Here is a 20615-nt window from a genome sequence, read left to right as displayed (position 1 = left end):
CCCCGAACCGAGAGGTGATCAGGTGATCACGAGTCGAAGACTCCTGCCGTCAGGCAGGTCCACGTACGTACACGCGCGGTCGGTACGCACGCGCATCGCGGCCCTCGGTGCGGCGGCGCTGCTGATGGGCGGTCTCGCCCCGGCCGCCGCCGGGCAGGGCGCGCGGGCCGCGGACGGGCGGCCGACCGCCCCCGCGCCCGCGCTCGCCTGGGGCACCAACAACGAGGGCCGGCTCGGCGACGGCACCACGGTCGACTTCTCCACCACCCCGGTCCGGGTCTGCGGCAGCGCTCCGTGCCTGTCGTCCCTCGACGACGTGGTCTCCGTCGACGCCGGCGTTTTCCACAGCGTGGCACTGCGCGCGGACGGCACGGTCTGGACCTGGGGAGACAACTTCGACGGCGCACTGGGCGACGGCACGACCAACCTCAGCATGACTCCCGTGCAGGTGTGCGCGGTCGGCGCGACGGCGCCCTGCGGCTCCTTCCTCACCGGCGTGATCGCCGTCTCCGCGGGCCATGACTTCACCCTGGCCCTTCGGGCGAACGGAACCGTCGTCGCCTGGGGCAACAACATCTACGGTCAGCTCGGAACAGGCAACACCAGTTCCTACAGCGCCGTGCCTGTCCCCGTCGGGAACGGAAACACGACCCAGGTGACCGCCATCTCCGCCGGTGGCGACCACAGCCTCGCGTTGCGGGCCGATGGCACCGTCCAGAGCTGGGGCCGGAACGACTCCGGCCAGCTCGGCAACGGGACAACCACTGACAGCGCCATCCCGGTGGCGGTCTGCGCCGTCGGGGAAGCCGCCCCCTGCCACGACTTCCTGTTCGGTGTGACCGCCGTCTCCGCGGGCGATGCGCACAGTCTGGCACTCGCCACCGACGGCACCGTCGCCAGTTGGGGCGACAACTCCTCCGGGCAGCTCGGGAACGGCACCACCACCTCCAGCAGCTCGCCGGTCCAGGTCAGCGGGCTCACCGCGGTGAGGTCCATCGGCGCGGGTTACGGCCACAGTCTGGCCGCCCGGACCGACAGCACCGTACGTGCCTGGGGGAACAACGACAGCGGCCAGCTCGGGAACGGCACCACCACCTCCAGCACGGTGCCCGTGCAGGCCTGCGCACCCGGGACGACCGCCCCCTGCGCCACGGTCCTGACCGGAATCGCGACCGTCTCCGCGGGCTACGGTCACAGCCTGGCGATGCGCACCGACGGCACCGTCCGCAGCTGGGGGGCGAACTACTGGGGCCAGCTCGGGGACGGCACAACCACCCAGCGCTCCGTACCCGTCAGGGTATGCGCGGCCCGCCAGACCGCACCGTGCACCCAGAACCTGGACGGCGTGGGCGCCATCAGTGCGGGCGGCGGCTTCAGCCTCGCGACGTCGCGGCCCAGCGCCGACGTCGCCATCGCCCTCAAGTCCTCCCCCAACCCCGTAGCCGCCAACGGCAACCTCACCTACACCGTGACGGTGAAGAACAACGGCCCCTCGGCCGCCGAGAACGTCACCTTCGACGACTCGCTGCCCGCCGAAGGCGAGTTCGTCAGCGCCAGCCCCAGCCAGGGCAGCTGCGTCGTCCCGCCCACCGGCTCTACGGACACCGTGACCTGCAAGCTGGGCACGCTCGGCCCGAACACGAGCCAGACCGCCACCATTGTCGTCACGGTCCGGGCCGACGCGGGCACCACCGTCGCCAACACGGCGACCGTCACCAGCACCACCGCCGACCCGAACCAGGTCAACAACTCCGTGACTGTCCGTACGCGGGTCGGCTGACGGGCCCTGGAGGCGGTTCAGGCCAGGTCCGTCGCGGCCAGGACCGCCTCCACCGTCTCCTCGACCGTCTGCTCCGCGTTGTCGATCCAGACGCCTTCCCCGGACAGCTCGTCGCGCATCGCCTCGTCGAGGAAGGCCCAGTTGGTCGTGAGGCGCTTGTGGCGGGCGTTGTTGCGCTTCCAGGCCTTGTCCGGGCCGGGCGCGAGGAAGACGACGTGGAGCGGGCCGGCCGTCGTCTGTGCCCGGTACCAGTCGAGGTGGGAGCGGCGGACGACCACGTCGTCCAGGACCGGGAGGAAGCCCGCCGCGGCGAAACTGCCGGCCAGGAGGCAGGCGTTGCGGGCCCGCAGCAGGATCTGCCGGTCCGCCTCGGGGTCGTCGCCGTCCGGGCTCGGCCAGTGGCCGCCGGCGGCGATCAGCTCCTGGAGCCGGTCGACCTCGATGTGCGCGGAGCGCTCGAAGCGGGCCGCGAGGGCGGCGGCGACGGTGGACTTGCCGCTGCCGGGGATGCCGGCCAACAGGAGGGTGCCGGGGGCGGGTTCGGGGCTGTCGACGACTACGTTCGCGAAGGTCTCGAAGGTCACGCACGCTCATTCGCTACGAGGACGGGTTCGGACCGCACCGTACCGGCTGCGTCCTGCTCCCGCCTCCGGAAATTGACCGACGTCAGCGCCACTCCCCCGACGAGCAGCGCCGCCGCGCACCACCGCAGCGGGCTCACCGACTCGCCGAGGAAGAGGGCCGCCGAGGACATGCCGAAGACGGGGACCAGGAGAGAGAACGGGGCGACGGAGGAGGCCGGGTGGCGGCGCAGCAGCCAGCCCCAGGCGCCGAAGCCGAAGACGGTGGTGATCCAGGCGACGTAGACGATGACGCCGGCACCGGTCCAGTCGAGGCCGCGCAGGGCGTCGAGGTCCCGCTGCGGGCCTTCGAGGAGCAGGGACAGGCCGAGCAGCGGCAGTACGGGGACGGTGCTGACCCAGACCATGAAGTTGAGCGGGTCCGGCGGGGCGGCCTTGCGGGTGAGGACGTTGGAGACGCCCCAGCAGACGGCGGCGGCGATGACGAGCGCGAAGCCGGTGAGGGCGCCGGAGGCCCCGCCGTGGGCGGAGGTCTCGTCGACGGCGGCGACGGCGATGCCCGCGAGGGCGACGCCCATGCCGAGCAGCTTGGTCCGGCCGGGGCGCTCGCCGAGGGCGAGGAAGGCGAAGAGCGCCGTGAAGACCGCCTGGATCTGGAGGACCAGGGAGGAGAGGCCGGCCGGGGCGCCCAGGCTCATGCCGGTGAAGAGCAGCCCGAACTTGGCGACGCCGAGCGCCAGGCCCACCCCCACGATCCACTTCCACGCCACCTTCGGGCGGCCGACGAAGAACACGGCGGGCAGCGCGGCGACGAGGAAGCGGAGGGCGGAGAAGAGCAGCGGCGGGAAGTGGTCGAGGCCGATGGAGATGACGACGAAGTTGACTCCCCAGACGGCGGCGACCAGGGCGGCGAGAGCGATGTGAGCGGGGCGCATGTGCATGAGGATCGCCCGCCGGGACTGTGTAGCACCAGCACGGATTCCTTCATGGTTGGATGAAGCACCGCTACAGAAAGGGGCTGGGAAGGTGCTCGATCTCGGACGTCTGCGGGCGCTGCACGCCGTCGCCGTGCACGGTACGGTCGGCGCCGCCGCCACCGCCCTCGGCTACACCCCCTCCGCCGTCTCGCAGCAGATCGCCAAGCTGGAGCGGGAGACCCGCACGACCCTGCTGGAACGCGAGGGCCGGGGCGTCCGGCTCACCGACGAGGCCCGTCAACTCGCCGACACCGCCCAGCGGTTGCTCGCCCTCGTGGAGGAGGCGGAGGTGCGTCTTGAGGAGCGGCGCGGGCTGCCGGCCGGGCGGCTGCGCATCGGCTGTTTCGCGAGCGGGGCGCGCGGTCTGATGCCCCGGGTGCTCGCGGACCTGGCCCGCCGTCATCCGTCGCTCGACGCGCGGCTGACGGAGGTCGACCCGCATCTGTCCGTGGACCTGGTGGCGCGGGGCGTGCTCGACCTGGCCGTGGCGCACGACTGGGACATCGCGCCGCTGCCCGTACCGCCGGGGGTGGAGCAGGCGGTGATCGGCGACGACCGCTGCGACATCCTCGTACCGCTCGGGCATCCGCTGGCGGAGCGGGCCACGGTGCGCCGGGAGGACCTGACGCGGGAGCGGTGGATCACGCAGCCGCCGGGGACGGTGTGCCACGACTGGCTGATGCGCACGCTGCGGGCGACGGGTTGCGAGCCGCTGATCGCCCATCAGGCCGAGGAGAACCACACCCAGGTCGCGCTGGTCGCGGCGGGCCTCGGCATCGCGCTCGTGCCGCGGCTCGGGCGCGGCACGCTGCCGTCCGAGGTGGTGCCGCTGCGGCTCGAACCGATCCCGACGCGGCGGCTGCGGGCGCTGTGGCGGACGGGCGCGGCGCGCCGGCCGGCGATCACGGAGACGGTGCGCACGCTCCAGGAGCTGTGGCCCGAGGTCGCGTCGACCGGGTGACGACGGACCCGAGCTGTGGCCCGAGGCGCGTCGACCGGGTGACGCCGGATCCGAGGGCCGCGATTCTTGCGCCGATCCTTGACCTGGCAGTTACTTTCCGGCTATCGGTGGCACCTTGGAAGTTTCCTTCAAGGAAGGAGCACCAGTGCACCACCGCGCACCGTCCCCCTCCAGACGCACCGTCCTCACGGTGACGGCGGCGGCAGCGGCCGCCGCCGTCACCGGTGTGACCGTCCCGGTCGCCCACGCCGACGAGGTCAAGGTCGCCGACGTCCTCTCCCGCATGTCGCTGGAGGAGAAGGTCGGCCAGCTCTTCGTCATGCGGGTCTACGGCCACTCCGCGACCGCACCCGACCAGGCCGACATCGACGCCAACCTCAAGGACATCGGCGTCCGCACCGCCGCCGAGCTGATCGAGCGTTACCACGTCGGCGGCATCATCTACTTCGCCTGGGCGCACAACACCCGCGACCCGCACCAGATCGCCGCGCTCTCCAACGGCATCCAGCAGGCCGGTCTCGCCCAGCCCACCCCGGTTCCGCTGCTGATCTCCGTCGACCAGGAGCACGGCGTCGTCGCCCGGGTCGGCAAGCCGGCCACGCTGATGCCGGGCGCGATGGCGCTCGGCGCGGGCGGCTCGCTGTCCGACGCCCGCAAGGCGGGGCAGATCGCGGGCACGGAGCTCGGCGCCATCGGCATCCGGCAGGACTACGCCCCGGTCGCCGACGTCAACGTCAACCCGGCCAACCCGGTCATCGGCGTCCGCTCCTTCGGCGCCGACCCGACGGCGGTGGCCGCCCTGGTGTCCGCCCAGGTCAAGGGCTATCAGCAGGCGCGGATCGCGGCGACCGCCAAGCACTTCCCGGGGCACGGCGACACGGCCGTCGACAGCCACACCGGCCTGCCGGTCATCAACCACACCCGCGAGCAGTGGTCCGAGCTCGACGCGCCGCCGTTCCGCGCGGCGATCGCCGCCGGCATCGACGCGATCATGACGGCGCACATCGTGGTGCCCGCGCTCGACCCGAGCGGCGATCCGGCGACGCTCTCCCGGCCCATCCTCACCGGCATCCTGCGCGAGGAGCTCGGCTACGACGGGGTCGTGGTCACCGACTCGCTGAGCATGGAGGGCGTGCGGACGAAGTACGGCGACGAGCGGGTGCCCGTCCTCGCGCTCAAGGCGGGCGCGGACCAGCTGCTCAACCCGCCGGATCTGGCCGTGGCCTGGAACGCGGTGCTCGCCGCCGTGAAGAACGGCGAGCTGACCGAGGCCCGGCTCGACGAATCGATCCTGCGGATCCTGCGACTCAAGGCGAAGCTGGGCCTGTTCCGGGAACCGTTCGTCACCGACGCCGAGGTCGACCGCGTGGTCGGCACCGCCGCCCACCTCGCGCACGCCGACCGGATCGCCGGGGCCACCACGACCCTGCTCGTCAACGAGGGCGGCTTCCTGCCGGTCAGCCGGCTCAGCCACCCGAAGGTGCTCGTCGTCGGCGCCGACCCGGCCTCGCCGTCCGGCACCACAGGTCCGCCGACGGCCACGATCGCCGGCGCGCTCACCGAACTCGGCTTCACGGCCACGGCGTTGTCCACCGGGAGCGCCCCGACCGCCGCGAGGATCGAGGAGGCGGTGACGGCCGCCGCCGGGCAGGACCTGGTCGTCGTCGGCACGTACAACGTCTCCGCGACCAGCACCCAGCGCACCCTCGTGGCCCGGCTCGTCGCGACCGGGGTGCCCGTGGTGACGATCGCCATCCGCAACCCGTACGACGTGGCCAGGACGACCGGTCAGCGCGCCGCGCTCGCCAGCTACTCCTGGACGGACGTGGAACTGCGCGCGGCCGTACGGGTGCTGGCCGGCCAGGACAGGCCGCGCGGACGGCTGCCCGTGCCCGTGCAGAGCGCGGACGACCCGACGCGGGTGCTCTACCCGGTGGGGTACGGCCTGTCGTACGCGTGACGCGGAGCCGCGTGACGCGGAACCGGCCCCCGTCCGCGCGGGACGGGGGCCGGTTCGAGCGGACGGCGGTCGCCGAACCGCTACGGGCGCAGGCCGTACTCGCGGGTCGCGTCCTCGTCGACCGGCTTGTCGATCCGGGCGTCGAAGCGGGCCAGCGGCTTCGCGGCCTGGACGGCGGGGGCGTCGACCCCGGCCCAGGCGAGGATGCGGGCGGTCGCGTTGGCCTTCTCGGCGTCGACGAGACCGGCCACGTTGGCACCGTGGTTGGCGCCCGGCGCCACGTACACGAAGCTGTCCCGTGCGCCCTTGCCGAGGCGGAACTTCTCCGAGCCCCACGGGTCGTTGCCGCCGTAGACGAAGAGCATGTGGTTCGCGTTGTGGCGGACCCAGTTGTCGACGTCCTTCATGACCCACGGCTTGAACTTCATCGGGATCTCGCTGGGCACGAAGCTGCGGGCGGGCTGGTAGCCGTAGCGGGTCAGTCCGTCCAGGTGCGGCTGCTTGATGGTGGGCGAGCCCAGCTCGGTGGCCGCCTGGTAGTAGTACGGCGTGTAGTACTCCAGACCCTGGTCGGTGTACGCGGACCAGCCGGAGTAGGCGTCGATCGTCTCGTAGACGGCGTCGTCGCTCGCGGTGGCGGCGTCCGGGATCTGGTCGCAGACGTCCTGGCCGTAGTACTGCCAGAAGCCCCACACGAAGTCGAGGACGACGGCCTCGTACGCCTTGTCGAGCGAGCCGACCGTGTTGAAGGTGGAGCCGTTCTCCTTGGCCCACGCCTCGTACTTCTTCTCCAGCGGCTCGCGCCGGACCAGCGCCTCGCGCTGCATGTTGTTCAGGCGGTCGCGGCACTCCTTGGTGCCGACCGTCTCGAAGAAGCGGTCGTAGGCCGAGTCCTCGTTGTTGACCACGTCGTTCGGCGCCACGTACGCGACGACGCCGTCCATGTCGCGCGGGTAGAAGCGCTCGTAGTAGGTGGCCGTCATGCCGCCCTTGGAGGCGCCGGTGGACAGCCACTTCTTGCCGTAGATCGACTTCAGCGCGGTGTAGATGCGGTGCTGGTCGCTGGCGGCCTGCCAGATGTCCAGCTTCGACCAGTCGGCCGGCGCCGGGCGGGACGGCGTGAAGAAGCGGTACTCCATGGAGACCTGGTTGCCGTCGATGATCCGGGTCGGCTCGGTGCGGCTCGGCGTGGTGTTGAGCCCGTAGCCGCTGGTGCGGAAGACGGTGGGGCGGTCCGTGTCCTTGTGGAGGATCGAGATCCGCTGCTGGAACGTGCCCGCCCACGGGCGGTGGTGGTCGATCGGCTGCTCGTAGTTGAGGACGAAGTAGCGGTAGCCCGCGTACGGCTTCTCCTCGATCAGGGTCATCCCGGGGATCGCCAGGATGCGGTCCTTGATGTCCGTGCTCTGCGACTCGGCCGCGGTCGTGCTGCTCGTGGTCTCCGTGTCGGCGGCGGTAGCCACACCGGTCGACCCGACGGTGCCTATGAGCACCGAAAGCGACAGCACCCATCTCAGCGACTTGCGCATTCACCCTCCCCTTGGTTCACAACGGTCACGTGAACCTAGCCGGGTCAACGCACGGCCCGCCAGACCTGGTTGGTACTTACCTATGCATCAGCACAGGATCCAGCCGGTGGCGGTGGTGCGGCCGTCGACGGTCGCGGCGGCGCGGACGCAGCGGTTGAGGGCGTGTACGGTCACGGGCCCGGCCTGCCGGCGGAACCTGCCCGCGGTGACCGCCGCCCGGCCGCCGCGCGGCTGGAGCGACACCGACATCGGACGCGGCGGGCCGGACCGCTTGGCCACGGCGAGCGCGCAGACGTAACTCCGGGTGCGGTAGAGCCGCAGCTCGCCGGTGGCGAAGACGATGGTGCGGGTGGGCCGGCCGACGCAGGCCGCGGCGGCGCCGGCCGAACCGGTGCCGGGCCCGGCGAGGACGAGGGCGCCGACGGCGAGGACCAGGGCGAGCAGATACAGGGAGAGCCGCCGGGCGTCTCTCGTCACTACCCCACCGAACACGCGCCCCTCCTCCTGTCGTAGCCGTACGGGCATACGACGCAGCGGGCGCGTGTTCGGTTGCCGATCGCTTGCCGATGGCTTTCCGTCGGCAACCGATCGGCCTCCGGTCGGCCTCCGGTCGGCTTCCGGTCGGCTTCCGATCAGCTCAGTTCGGCCACCGGCACCGGGGTCTCGTCCTCGCCGATGAAGGTGCGCCACAGCGCGGCGTACCGGCCGCCCCGGGCGAGCAGCTCGTCGTGGGTGCCGTCCTCGGCGACCCGGCCGTGGTCCATCACGATGACCCGGTCGGCGCGGGCGGCCGTGGTGAGCCGGTGGGCGACGACCAGGGTGGTGCGGCGCCCGGCGAGGCGGTCGGTGGCCGCGTTGACCTGGGCCTCGGTGGCCAGGTCGAGCGCGGCCGTCGCCTCGTCGAGGAGCAGCACGTCGGGGTCGACCAGCTCGGCGCGGGCCAGGGCGATCAGCTGGCGCTGGCCCGCCGAGAGGTTCCGGCCGCGCTCGGCGACCTCGTGGAGGTAGCCGCCGTCGAGCGTGGCGATCATGTCGTGGGCGCCGACCGCGCGGGCCGCCGCCTCCACCTCGGCGTCGCCGGCGTCCGGCCGGCCGTACGCGATGGCGTCGCGGACCGTCCCGGGGAACAGGTACGCCTCCTGGGGCACGACGCCGAGGCGGTGCCGGTACTGGGTGAGGTCGAGGTCCCGCAGGTCCGTGCCGTCGGCGGTGACCCGGCCGCCGGTCGGGTCGTAGAACCGGGCGACGAGCTTGACCAGCGTCGACTTGCCGGCGCCGGTCTCGCCGACGAAGGCCACGGTCTGCCCGGCGGGTATCCGCAGGTCGATGCCGGTGAGCGCGGCCCCTTCCCCGTCGCCGGCGTCCTCGCCGTAGGCGAAGGACACGTCCTCGAAGGCGATCTCGCCGCGCAGCTCGGGCACGGCCTGCGGGGCGGCCGCCGCCACCGTGGAGGTCGGCTCCTGGAGGAGCTCCTGTATCCGCTTCAGCGAGACGGTGGCCTGCTGATAGCCGTCGAAGACCTGCGAGAGCTGCTGCACGGGCGCGAAGAACAGGTCGATGTACAGCAGGTACGCGACGAGCGCGCCGGTGGTCAGGGTGCCGGCCTCGATGCGGTGCGCGCCGACGATCAGGACGGCCGCGGCGGCCACCGAGGAGAGGAGGGTGACGAACGGGAAGTAGATCGATATCAGCCACTGGCCGCGGATGCGGGCCGCCCGGTACTCGACGCTGCGGGCCGTGAACCGCTCGACGCCCGCCCGCTCGCGCCGGAACGCCTGCACGATCCGCAGGCCCGACACCGACTCCTGCAGATCGGCGTTGACCACGCTGATCCGCTCGCGCGCCAGCTCGTACGCCTTCACGCTGGCGCGGCGGAAGAAGTACGTGGCGACGGCGAGCACCGGCAGGGTCGTGAAGACGACCAGGGCGAGCTGGAGGTCGAGCACGAGCAGCGCGACCATGATGCCGAAGAAGGTGACGACGGAGACGAAGGCCGTGACCAGGCCGGTCTGCAGGAAGGTCGACAGGGCGTCGACGTCCGTGGTCATCCGGGTCATGATCCGGCCGGTGAGCTCGCGCTCGTAGTAGTCGAGGCCGAGGCGCTGGAGCTGGGCGAAGATCTTCAGGCGGAGCGCGTAGAGGATCCGCTCGCCGGTGCGGCCGGTCATCCGGGTCTCGGCGGTCTGCGCGACCCACTGGACGAACACGGTGAGCAGCGCGAGCGCGGAGGCGGCCCAGACCGCGCCGATCGCGAGCCGGTTGACGCCCTGGTCGATGCCGTGCCGGATCAGGATCGGCAGCAGCAGGCCGGCGCCCGCGTCGACCGCGACCAGGGCGAGGGAGACGAGCAGCGGCCGGCCGAAGCCGTGGAGCAGCCGGCGCAGGCCGTACGACTCCTCGGGCGCGACCGCGCGGGTCTCGTCGACGGCCGGGGTGTCGGTGGCCGGCGGCAGGGCGTCGACGGCGGCGAGCAGCTCCGGGGTGGCCCCGGCGCCCTTCAGCTCGCGCGGGTCGGCGCTCTCGTCCCGCACCCACAGGGCGGGCGTGATGCCCCGCTCGACATCGAACTCGGCGTCCAGCTCGGCCCGCAGCGTGCGGTCCTCGGGCAGTTCGGCCGGGAGGGCGTGGCCGGGCGAGACGCCGCCCAGCTCGTCGGGGTCGGTGAGCAGGCGGCGGTAGAGCGCGGAACGCTCCTCCAGCTCCTCGTGGGTGCCGATGTCGGCGAGCCGGCCGTCGTCGAGGACGGCGATCCGGTCGGCGAGGCCGAGGGTGGAGCGGCGGTGGGCGATCAGCAGGGTGGTGCGGCCCGCCATCACCGACTTCAGCGCCTCGTGGATCTCGTGCTCGACCCGGGCGTCGACGGCGGACGTGGCGTCGTCGAGGACGAGGAGGCGCGGGTCGGTGAGGATCGCGCGGGCGAGCGCGATGCGCTGGCGCTGGCCGCCGGAGAGGGTGAGACCGTGCTCGCCGACCTTGGTGTCGTAGCCGTCCGGCAGCTCGGCGATGAACCGGTCGGCCTGGGCGGCGCGGGCGGCCGCTTCGATCTCCTCCTGCGTCGCTTCGGGCGCGCCGTACGCGATGTTGGCGCGGACCGTGTCGGAGAAGAGGAAGCTGTCCTCGGGGACCAGGCCGACGGCGGCCCGCAGCGAGTCGAGGGTGAGCTCGCGGACGTCGTGGCCGCCGACGAGGACGGCGCCGTGCGTCACGTCGTAGAAGCGGGGCAGGAGCAGGGAGACGGTGGACTTGCCGGAGCCGGAGGCGCCGACGACGGCGACGGTCTCGCCGGGCCGGATCTCCAGCGAGAAGCCCTGCAGGACCGGGCTGGTCTTGCCGTTGGCGCCCTCGTACGCGAAGGAGACGTCGTCGAACTCGACCGTCGCGGGCGCGTCCGCCGGGAGCTCCTTCGTGCCGTCCGCCATCGTCGGCTCGGTGTCGATCAGCTCCAGGACCCGCTCGACGCCGGCCCGGGCCTGCTGGCCGACGGTGAGGACCACGGCGAGCATGCGGACCGGGCCGACCAGGGAGGCCAGGTAGGCGGAGAAGGCGACGAAGGTGCCGAGAGTGATCTGCCCGCGGTACGCCAGCCAGCCGCCGAGCGCGAGCACGGCGACCTGGCCGAGGGCGGGCACGGCCTGGAGCGCGGGGGTGTACCGCGCGTTCAGCCGGATCGTCCGCAGCCGGCCCGCGAACAGCTTCCGCCCGGCCTCGCGGATCTTCCCGGTCTCCTGCTCCTCCTGCCCGAAGCCCTTCACCACGCGGACGCCGGTCACGGCGCCGTCGACGACGCCCGCGACGGTGGCGGCCTGCTGCTGCGCGTACCAGGTGGCGGGGTGCAGACGGGTGCGGCTGCGGCGGGCGATCCACCACAGGGCGGGGGCGACGGCGAGGGCGACGAGGGTGAGCGGGAGGGACAGCGCGGCCATCACGCCGAGCGATATGAGGAAGAGCAGGATGTTCCCGATCGTCATCGGGAGCATGAAGAGCAGGCCCTGGATCAGCTGGAGGTCGCTGGTCGCACGGCCGACGACCTGCCCGGTCGACAGCTCGTCCTGGCGGCGCCCGTCGAGCCGGGTGATCGTCCCGAACATCTCGGTGCGCAGGTCGTGCTGGACGTCGAGGGCGAGACGGCCGCCGTAGAAGCGTCGGACGTAGGTGAGCGCGTAGACGACGACGGCGGAGGCGACGAGGAGCCCGGTCCACAGACCGAGGGACCCGGTCTTCGCGCCGATGACGTCGTCGATGATGACCTTGGTGATGAGCGGTACGAGCGCCATCACGGCCATGCCGGCGAGCGAGGAGCCGAGCGCCAGGACCACGTCCGTCTTGTACCGCCAGGCATACCCCCACAACCTGCGCGCCCAGCCCCGCTCCCGCGCCTGAACCCGCGGGCGCTCCCCCGTCTGCTGCTGCCCCACCACGGCCACGCGGCGCCTCCCGTCCGTCCTGCTCTACCGGAAGCCCCAACGCGCCCGACGTGCGATTTCATCCCGCCGCAACAATCCGGACGCGAAAACCGGTCCGGAGTCCTAGGACCGCGTCGGCGACGCCGGTCGGACTATGCCGTTCCGGGCGGGGCGACCCACTGGGTGGGCTGGCCGGTGACGCGGGCGATGGCCTCGAAGTCCCGGTCATAGTGCAGCAGGGTGAGCCCCGACAGCTCGGCGGTGGCCGCGACCAGGAGGTCGACGGGACCGGCGCTGCGGTGTTCGCCGCGGTTGGTCAGCATCTGCTGGACGCGGCGGGCGCGGGAGTAGACGCCGTCGGGGACGGCGGTCCAGTTGAAGAGCTTCGCGAGGAGCTCTTCCTTGGCGAGCCGGTCGTTGGCGGACTGGGCCGAGTAGAGGATCTCCAGCTCGGTGATGTCGCACAGACCGATGACGCCCTCGGCCATGTGTTTGAGCAGGCTTTCGCGGACATGCTTGACGTCGATGATCCGGAAGACAGCGGACGTATCGATGAGGAAGGTGACAGGACTCATCGTCGATAGTTCTTCTTGTCCCTCAGGATCTCGAAGTCGCCCCGCTCGCCCATGGCGACCAGTGCGTCCAGCGCCCGCAGCCGTTCGTGCCGCCGCGCGACCTCCCGCAGGGCGGCGTTGACGGTGTCTTTCTTCGTCTTCGTGCCCAGTATTTCCGCCGCCTCGGCGAGGGCCAGGTCATCCACTTCCACGTACAGGTTCGACATGGCAAATCCTCCCTATGCTGACGACACAGAGAGGATATGTCCGCCTGGAAAGGCGCGGCAAACGTCGTTCACTCACAAGTGCGTCGGCTCGAACATCCGCAGCAGCGCCGGCAGCACCACCACCGACGGGCCCGGGGCCGCGAGCGCGTCCGCGAGGTCCTTCGCCAGTGTCTCCGGCGTCGTCAGGGTCGCCGGGACTCCGAAGGAGCCGGCGAGCGCGACGAAGTCCGGGCGGGCCAGCTCCGTCGCCGTGGCCTCGCCGAACGCGTCCGTCATGTACTCGCGCAGGATCCCGTAACCGCCGTCGTCCACGATCAGCCACGTCACGTCGAAGCCGTACTGCTTCGCCGTCGCCAGCTCCGCGATCGAGTACATCGCGCCGCCGTCGCCCGACACCGCGAGCACCGGCAGCGTCGGGTCGGCCGCGGCCGCGCCGAGGGCGGCGGGGAAGGCGTAGCCGAGGCCGCCGGCGCCCTGGGCGGAGTGCATGGTGTTCGGGCGGCGCGCGTCGAAGGCGGACCAGGCCCAGTAGGCCAGGATCGTCATGTCCCAGAAGCTCGGCGCGTCGTCTGGCAGGGCCTCGCGGACCGCCGCGACGACCCGCCGCTCCAGGTCCAGGCCCTGCGCGGCGAGCCGGTCCCGTACCTTCGCGAGCACCGCCGCGACGCGCTCCGGAGCGCCGGGGTCCTCCCGTACGTCCACCGTCTCCAGGAGCGCCTGGAGCGCGAGCCGCGCGTCCGCGTGGATGCCGAGCGCCGGGTGGTTGGACTCCAGCTTCCCGGCGTCCGCCTCGATCTGGATCACCCGGCCGCGCGGGGCGAACGTGTGGTAGTTCGAGGACAGCTCGCCGAGACCGGAGCCGACGACGAGCAGGACGTCCGCGTCCTCCAGGAAGTCGGTGGTGTGCCGGTCCTCCAGCCAGGACTGGAGGGACAGCGGGTGCTCCCACGGGAAGGCGCCCTTGCCGCCGAAGGTGGTGACGACGGGCGCGCCGATCCGCTCGGCGAGCGCGAGCAGCTTCCCGGACGCGTCGGAACGGACCACCCCGCCGCCCGCGATGATCGCCGGCCGCTCCGCCTTCGCGAGCAGGTCGGCGGCGACGGCCGTCAGCTCGGGGCGCGGCACGACCTCCTCCGGGGTGGCGTCGATGTACGTCACGACCGGGATCGACGTCTCCGCGAGCAGGACGTCCTGCGGGATCTCCACCCACACCGGCCCGTGCGGGGCGGTGAGCGCCGACTCCCAGGCGGCGGCGATCGCGGACGGGATCTGGGACTGCGTACGGACCGTGTGGACCGACTTCACGATGTCCCGGAACGACGCCTGCTGGTCGCGCAGCTCGTGCAGATACCCGTGCCGCCCGCCGCCGAGCCCCGCCACCGGGACCTGGCTGCCGATCGCGAGCACCGGCGCGGACGCGGCCGCCGCCTCCTGGAGCGCGGCGAGCGACATCAGCGCGCCGGGCCCGGTGGAGAGCAGCAGCGGGGCCGCCTCGCCGGTGATCCGGCCGTACGCGTCGGCGGCGAAGCCCGCGTTGTTCTCGACGCGGAGGCCGACGTACCGGAGGGAGGAGCGGCGCAGGGCGTCGAACATGCCGAGGGCGTGCTGGCCGGGCAGCCCGAAAACGGTGGTGGCGCCGAGGCCGGAGAGCGTCTCGACGACGAGGTCACCGCCGGTGCGGCCGGGTGGCGGGTCGAGGGCCGCGGTGATCTGCGCGGGGGTGGGCCGCAGCACGAGGTCGTGGTCGTGGGTCATGGGGTCCCTCGGGGTGTGGCGTGTCGGTCGGGTGCGGCCCGGTGGGCGGGTCGTGCCCACGCGTTCCTCCCCTACGGAACGGTATGCCCACCACCCGACGGCGGAGGGGCCGGGCCGGGCCGCAGCCCGGCCCCGCCCCGTGCGGTTACTTCGCCTCGCGCGCCGCCGCGATCTGGCGCGACATGATCGTCGTCAGCTCGTACGCCGTGTGGGACGCCGCCACCGCCGTGATCTCCGCGTGGTCGTAGGCCGGGGCGACCTCGACGACGTCGGCGCCGACGAGGTTGCAGGAGGCGAGGCCGCGGAGGATCTCCAGGAGCTCGCGGGAGGTCATGCCGCCGGCCTCGGGGGTGCCGGTGCCGGGGGCGTGGGCCGGGTCGAGGCAGTCGATGTCGATGGAGATGTAGAGCGGGCGGTCGCCGATGCGCTGGCGCAGCTGGTCGGCGACCTCGTCGGCGCCGCGGCGGTAGATGTCCGCGGAGGTGACGATGCCGAAGCCCATCTTCTCGTCGTCGGTCAGGTCCTGCTTGCCGTAGAGCGGGCCGCGGGTGCCGACGTGCGAGAGGGCGGAGGTGTCGAGGATGCCCTCCTCGACGGCCCGGCGGAACGGGGTGCCGTGGGTGTACTCGGCGCCGAAGTAGGTGTCCCAGGTGTCGAGGTGCGCGTCGAAGTGGAGCAGCGCGACCGGGCCGTGCTTCTTGGCGACGGAGCGGAGCAGCGGCAGGGCGACGGTGTGGTCGCCGCCGAGGGTCATCATGCGGGCGCCGGTGGCGAGCATGTCGTCGGCGGCGGCCTCGATGGTGTCGACGGCCTCGTTGATGTTGAACGGGTTGACGGCGATGTCACCGGCGTCCGCGACCTGGGCGAGGGCGAACGGGGAGGCGTCCTGCGCCGGGTTGTACGGGCGGAGCAGGCGGGACGCCTCGCGGATGGCGTTGCCGCCGAAGCGGGCGCCGGGGCGGTAGGAGACGCCGCTGTCGAAGGGGATGCCGACCACGGCGACGTCGGCGGTGCCGACCTCGTCGAGCCGCGGCAGACGGGCGAACGTCGCGGGGCCGGCGTACCGCGGGATGCGGGACGAGTCGATCGGGCCGCGCGGGGTGTTCTGGTCGCTGCTGCTCATGGTCGGGGTCCTCCTGGGGTGTGTCGACGGGGTTCGGGGTCCGGCTCGACCGTAAGTGGCCCGAAAGCGACATTGAAGTGTACGTTTCCTCCACTGTACGGGGGCGTTGAGTACGAAGGGTCCATGCCATGACCGCGATGGAGACCGTCACCACGCAGCCCACCCCGCCCGCGCCGCCCGTTCCGCTCGCCGCGCTGCTCGCCCGCAGGGAGCTGGGGCTGCGGCTGCTCGCGGGCCCGGCGGACGTGTCGCTGCACTGGGTGCACACCTCCGAGATGGCCGACCCGTACCCGTATCTGCTCGGCGGCGAGCTGCTGATGACCGCGGGCGTGCAGCTGTCGGACCCGGCGCGGTACGCGGAACGGGTGGTGGAGGCGGGCGCGGCGGCGCTCGGCTTCGGCGTGACGCCGGTGTGGGACACGGTGCCGCCGGCCCTGGTCGAGGCGTGCGAGCGGCTCGGTCTGCCGCTCGTCGAGGTGCCGCCCGAGACCCCGTTCACCGCCGTCGCCCGCGCGCTGTGGCGGCTGATGGCGGAGGCCCGGCTGCACGAGCTGCGCCGCGTCACCGAGGCCCAGCAGTCCCTGGCGACCGCCGCCGCCCGCCCGGCCCCGGTCCCCGCCGTCCTCGGCGCGCTCGCCTCCCGCCTCGGCGGGCGGGCCGTGCTCTTCGGCGCGGACGGTACGGAGTCGGCGGCGGCCGGCCGCGAGATCCCGGCGGAGGCGGCCCGGGCCCTCGCCGACCTCGCCGGCGTGGTCGGACCCCGGCCCGGCGGCCCGGCGTCGGCGAGCGGCGACGGGGGCGGGCTGCGGCTGGCCGCGTACGCGCTGGGCGGCGGGGACGGGCTGACACTGGGCGTGGCGACGGAGCGGCGCGAGTCGGGCGACCACACGATCGCGGGTGTCGCCGTCGTCCTGCTCTCGCTGCTGACCGCGCCGCACCGGGCCGCCGACGTGACGGCCCGCGACACGGCCCTGGTGCGACTGCTCCTCGGCGCGGCCCCGCAGGACGCGGCGACCGCCCTGGACCCGGGCCCGTGGACGGTGGTGCACGCCCGCGGCGGCGACGGCACGCCGTTCGCGGCGGCGACCCTGGCGGCCGCCCTGGGCACGCCACTGGCCGACCCGGGCGAGGACGCGGGGTCGGAGCCGGGGCCGGCCGACAAGCAGACCGAGGCACCCGCGGGCCCGGGCGCCCGGGGCGCCCGGGGCGCGGCGGACGGTCGGGCCGCGGCGGACGGCCGGGGCGCGGCGGACGGCCGGGCCGCGGCGGACGGCCGGGGCGCGGCGGACGGGCGGCGGGGGTCGGGGCCGGGCGACAAGCAGGCCAAGGCCGCGGGCCCGGGCGCGGCGGACGGTCGGCGGGGGTCGGGGCCGGGCGGAAAGCAGACCGCGGCACCCGCGGGCCCGGCCGCCCCGGGCGCCCGGAGCGCGGCGGACGGCCGGAGCGCGGCGGACGGCCGGAGCGCGGCGGACGCCCGGGGCGCGGCGGACGGCCGGGCCACGGCGGACGGCCGGCCCGTTGCCGCCCCCGCCGCCGGCCGAGGCGCCCCCCGCACCGTCCGGCTCCTCCTCCCCGCCTCCTCCCCCGTCACCGCTCAGCCCGGCTGGGCCCTGGGCGTGAGCGCGCCCGCCGGGCCCGCCGCGCTCGTGGCCGCCGACGCGCAGGCAGCTCGGGCGCTGCGCCGGGCCGAGGCGACGCGGACGGCGGTCGTGCGGCACCGGGCCACCGGGCTCGCCGGTCTGGTCGACCGGGACGAGGCGGCGGCGTACGCGCGCGAGCTCCTCGCGCCGCTCACGCCACCCCTGGCCGAAACCCTGCGGACCTGGCTGTCGCTGCACGGCAGCTGGGACCGGACGGCGGTGGCGATGGAGATCCACCGGAACACCGTCCGGCAGCGGATCGCCCGCGCGGCGGCCCTTCTCGACCGGGATCTGGACGACCCGGACGTGCGGATGGAGCTGTGGTTCGCGCTCAACGCTCGGTGACCCGGCCGGCCGCACGTCCCCCGGTCCAGCCGTCGGGCGGCGCCAGGCGCCAGGGCGCCCCGGTCCTACCCGGCGATCCGGCCCTGGACCTACAGGTCCGCGGCCGGCGATCCGGCCCTGGACCTACAGGTCCGCGCAGATCGCGCGGGCCCGGTTCAGCTCCTTCTTCACCTTCGCGTCGAAGGTGAAGACCTGGGCGTGGAGTTCCTGGGAGCGGCGGATCGCCTCCGCGAGCGGCTTGTACGTCGGATCGCCCGCCGCCGCCGACGCGGAGAGCGCTCCCGCCGCCGCGAAGCGGTTGATCGCGACATCGCCGGCCGCGCCCTTCTCCTCGAACTTCGTCTCGTCGAATCCGTCGAGCGCCTGGCACGCGGCACGCGCGTCCGCTTCCGGGGTCCCTCCGGCGGGGGCGGCCTCCGCACTCAGGGCCCACGCGACACCCGTTCCCGCCGCACCCACGGCGAGCCCGGCCACAAGCGCGAGCACTACGGCCTTCGTGCGGCCGCGAGGCGGCGCGGAGATCGTCTGGGCGGACGCGTCGGCAGGGGCGGCATAGGGCTGCTGTGGCTGCATCCGGCAAAGGTAGCGGGCACTGCTCACGGTCCGACAGGGCGTGACCTGTCGTCGCCGGGCGTGCCCGGCATCACTATGGACAGTTTCAACAACCGGTGGGTAACTTGGACTGAGCAAGCGCTTAGACAAGCACCGGAAGACTGGAACCGAAGGAGGCGGCTCGTGCGCCGTACCGTTTTCACCGAGGACCACGAGGCGTTCCGGGAGACCATCCGCGCCTTCATCGAGGCCGAGGTCGTCCCCGTCTACGACGAGTGGTTCCAGGCCGGCCAGGCGCCCCGCGACTTCTACTACAAGCTCGGTGAGCTGGGCATCTTCGGCATCAACGTGCCGGAGGAGTTCGGCGGCGCCGGTCTGGACACGCACAAGTTCGAGGCCGTCCTGTACGAGGAGACCGCCCGCGCGGGCGTGGCCTTCGGCGGCTCCGGCGTGCACGTCCTGCTCGCCCTCCCGTACATCAAGATGCTCGCCTCCGACGAGCAGAAGAAGCGTTACCTCCCGAAGTTCGTCACCGGCGAGGAGATGTGGGCGCTGGCGATGACCGAGCCGGGCACCGGCTCCGACGTCGCGGGCATGAAGACCACCGCCAAGCTCTCCGAGGACGGCACCCACTACGTCCTCAACGGCGCCAAGACCTTCATCACCGGTGGCGTCCACGCCGACCGCGTGATCGTCTGCGCCCGTACCTCCGCCCCCTCGGCCGAGGACCGCCGCTTCGGCATCTCCCTCTTCGCCGTGGACACCAAGTCCGAGGGCTACTCCATCGGCCGCAAGCTGGACAAGCTCGGCCTGCGCACCTCCGACACCGCCGAGCTCGCCTTCGTCGACGTCAAGGTCCCGGTCGAGGACCTGCTCGGCGAGGAGGGCAAGGGCTTCTACTACCTCGGCCACAACCTGGCCTCCGAGCGCTGGGGCATCGCCTTCGGCGCGTACGCGCAGGCCAAGGCCGCCGTCCGGTTCGCGCAGCAGTACGTCACGGACCGCACGGTCTTCGGCAAGCCGGTCGCGCACTTCCAGAACACCAAGTTCGAGCTGGCCGCCTGCCAGGCCGAGGTGGACGCCGCCGAGGCGGTCGCCGACCGCGCCCTGGAGGCCCTGGACGCGGGCGAGCTGACCCCGGCCGAGGCCGCCTCCGCCAAGCTCTTCTGCACCGAGGTCGCGCACCGCGTGATCGACCGCTGCCTCCAGCTGCACGGCGGCTACGGCTACATGAACGAGTACCCGATCGCCCGCCTGTACGCCGACAACCGCGTCAACCGCATCTACGGCGGCACCAGCGAGATCATGAAGTCGATCATCGCCAAGTCGATGGGCCTGTAGGTGCCCGAGGCACACACCGCACTGGATGACCTGCTCGATCTGCTCGACCTGGAGCGGATCGAGCAGGACATCTTCCGTGGCGAGTCCCGCTCCGCGCTCGTCCCCCGCGTCTTCGGCGGCCAGGTGGCCGCCCAGGCGCTGGTGGCGGCGGGGCGGACGGTGCCCGGCGACCGGCTCGCCCACTCGCTCCACGCGTACTTCCTGCGCCCCGGCGACCCGGGCGCGCCGATCGTCTACAGCGTCGACCGGATCCGCGACGGCCGCTCCTTCACCACCCGCCGGGTGGTCGCGGTCCAGCACGGGCAGCCGATCTTCCACCTCTCGGCGTCCTTCCAGACGTACGAGGAGGGGCTCGACCACCAGGCGGACATGCCGCCCGCGCCCGACCCGGAGTCGCTGCCGACGCCGGCCGAGATGCTGCCCCGGCACCTCCCCCGCGAGGTCGCCGACCGGCTGATCGAGGCCCGGGCCGCGGTCGACCTGCGGTACGCCGAGACGCCCCCGTGGGGCACCGTCGGGCAGCCGCGCGAGCCGCGCTCGCAGGTGTGGTTCCGTACGAACGGCAAGCTCGCCGACGACCCCCTGCTGCACGTCGTCCTCGCCACCTACGTCTCCGACATGACGCTCCTCGACTCCGTCCTGCTCGCGCACGGGCGGGGCGGCTGGGCCGTCGGCGACGTCGTCGGGGCCTCGCTCGACCACGCGATGTGGTTCCACCGGCCGTTCCGGGCGGACGAGTGGCTCCTGTACGACCAGGAGTCGCCGACCGCGTCCGGCGGGCGCGGGCTCGGGCAGGCCCGGATCTACACGCAGGACGGGCGGCTCGCGATCACCGTCATCCAGGAGGGTGTCGTTCGCGTCCCGCGCTGACGACCGGACATACCGTC

Annotated in this window: 16 protein-coding genes; 6 read left to right on the top strand and 10 right to left on the bottom strand. The window is 73.1% G+C overall.

Going from position 1 to position 20615, the window contains the following annotated elements; translation table 11 throughout:
* The first annotated feature begins 22 nt into the window (after positions 1–22).
* Entirely contained in the window at positions 23–1780 is a 1758-nt protein-coding gene (locus tag ACIRSU_RS16590; protein WP_403792685.1) for a hypothetical protein, read from the top strand.
* A gap of 17 nt (positions 1781–1797) precedes the next feature.
* Here the strand turns inward: ACIRSU_RS16590 and ACIRSU_RS16585 are convergent, their stop codons facing one another.
* The gene (locus ACIRSU_RS16585; protein WP_403792684.1) at positions 1798–2364 is read right to left on the bottom strand and encodes an AAA family ATPase; all 567 of its coding nucleotides are present in this window, start codon (positions 2362–2364) and stop codon (positions 1798–1800) included.
* A complete protein-coding gene (locus ACIRSU_RS16580) occupies positions 2361–3296 on the bottom strand; it encodes an EamA family transporter (protein WP_403792682.1) in 936 nt (311 codons plus the stop codon). The genes ACIRSU_RS16585 and ACIRSU_RS16580 overlap by 4 nt, the downstream gene beginning before the upstream one ends.
* Before the next feature lie 91 nt (positions 3297–3387).
* Between ACIRSU_RS16580 and ACIRSU_RS16575 the strand changes: the two genes are divergently transcribed.
* Together ACIRSU_RS16575 and ACIRSU_RS16570 are read left to right on the top strand one after the other, a co-directional pair.
* Positions 3388–4299 (top strand): LysR family transcriptional regulator, encoded by a 912-nt coding sequence (locus tag ACIRSU_RS16575; RefSeq protein WP_403792680.1) that lies wholly within the window; start codon positions 3388–3390, stop codon positions 4297–4299.
* A 145-nt stretch (positions 4300–4444) separates the two neighbouring features.
* Positions 4445–6259, top strand: a complete 1815-nt coding sequence (locus tag ACIRSU_RS16570; protein ID WP_403792678.1) for a glycoside hydrolase family 3 protein — start codon at positions 4445–4447, stop codon at positions 6257–6259.
* Positions 6260–6339: 80 nt separating this feature from the next.
* Here the strand turns inward: ACIRSU_RS16570 and ACIRSU_RS16565 are convergent, their stop codons facing one another.
* From ACIRSU_RS16565 to speB, 7 genes are all read right to left on the bottom strand, one after another.
* A complete protein-coding gene (locus ACIRSU_RS16565; RefSeq protein ID WP_403792676.1) occupies positions 6340–7788 on the bottom strand; it encodes an aminopeptidase in 1449 nt (482 codons plus the stop codon).
* 87 nt (positions 7789–7875) lie between these two features.
* Positions 7876–8280, bottom strand: a complete 405-nt coding sequence (locus ACIRSU_RS16560; RefSeq protein ID WP_403792675.1) for a hypothetical protein — start codon at positions 8278–8280, stop codon at positions 7876–7878.
* Between the two features lie 140 nt (positions 8281–8420).
* Complete coding sequence (locus ACIRSU_RS16555) at positions 8421–12212, bottom strand: ABC transporter ATP-binding protein (protein ID WP_403792674.1); 3792 nt, start codon at positions 12210–12212, stop codon at positions 8421–8423.
* A 131-nt stretch (positions 12213–12343) separates the two neighbouring features.
* On the bottom strand, positions 12344–12766 hold the full coding sequence (locus ACIRSU_RS16550) for a PIN domain nuclease (RefSeq protein WP_403792672.1): 423 nt from the start codon (positions 12764–12766) through the stop codon (positions 12344–12346).
* The gene (locus ACIRSU_RS16545) at positions 12763–12972 is read right to left on the bottom strand and encodes a type II toxin-antitoxin system VapB family antitoxin (protein WP_403792670.1); all 210 of its coding nucleotides are present in this window, start codon (positions 12970–12972) and stop codon (positions 12763–12765) included. Before ACIRSU_RS16545 ends, ACIRSU_RS16550 begins: the two co-directional genes overlap by 4 nt.
* 72 nt (positions 12973–13044) lie before the next feature.
* The gene (locus tag ACIRSU_RS16540; protein WP_403792668.1) at positions 13045–14727 is read right to left on the bottom strand and encodes a thiamine pyrophosphate-binding protein; all 1683 of its coding nucleotides are present in this window, start codon (positions 14725–14727) and stop codon (positions 13045–13047) included.
* A gap of 145 nt (positions 14728–14872) precedes the next feature.
* The gene (gene speB, locus ACIRSU_RS16535) at positions 14873–15850 is read right to left on the bottom strand and encodes an agmatinase (protein WP_403792666.1); all 978 of its coding nucleotides are present in this window, start codon (positions 15848–15850) and stop codon (positions 14873–14875) included.
* A gap of 128 nt (positions 15851–15978) precedes the next feature.
* On the opposite strand from speB, the gene ACIRSU_RS16530 reads away from it, so the two are divergent.
* The gene (locus ACIRSU_RS16530) at positions 15979–17835 is read left to right on the top strand and encodes a PucR family transcriptional regulator ligand-binding domain-containing protein (protein ID WP_403792664.1); all 1857 of its coding nucleotides are present in this window, start codon (positions 15979–15981) and stop codon (positions 17833–17835) included.
* 123 nt (positions 17836–17958) lie between these two features.
* Here ACIRSU_RS16530 and ACIRSU_RS16525 read toward each other — a convergent pair whose 3' ends face one another.
* Positions 17959–18408: a hypothetical protein gene (locus tag ACIRSU_RS16525; protein WP_403792663.1), complete on the bottom strand. Its 450-nt coding sequence runs from the start codon at positions 18406–18408 to the stop codon at positions 17959–17961.
* A 162-nt stretch (positions 18409–18570) separates the two neighbouring features.
* On the opposite strand from ACIRSU_RS16525, the gene ACIRSU_RS16520 reads away from it, so the two are divergent.
* Both ACIRSU_RS16520 and ACIRSU_RS16515 read left to right on the top strand, forming a co-directional pair.
* Positions 18571–19728 (top strand): acyl-CoA dehydrogenase family protein, encoded by a 1158-nt coding sequence (locus tag ACIRSU_RS16520; RefSeq protein WP_403792661.1) that lies wholly within the window; start codon positions 18571–18573, stop codon positions 19726–19728.
* A complete protein-coding gene (locus ACIRSU_RS16515; RefSeq protein WP_403792659.1) occupies positions 19729–20598 on the top strand; it encodes an acyl-CoA thioesterase in 870 nt (289 codons plus the stop codon). It abuts the gene before it with no gap.
* Positions 20599–20615: the final 17 nt, after the last annotated feature.

Origin of the sequence: Streptomyces sp. NPDC101160 (assembly GCF_044768205.1) — a bacterium.
In the GTDB taxonomy this organism is placed as follows: domain Bacteria; phylum Actinomycetota; class Actinomycetes; order Streptomycetales; family Streptomycetaceae; genus Streptomyces.
Note: the sequence above shows the minus strand (reverse complement) of the source record. Positions and strands in the feature narration are given on the sequence as shown.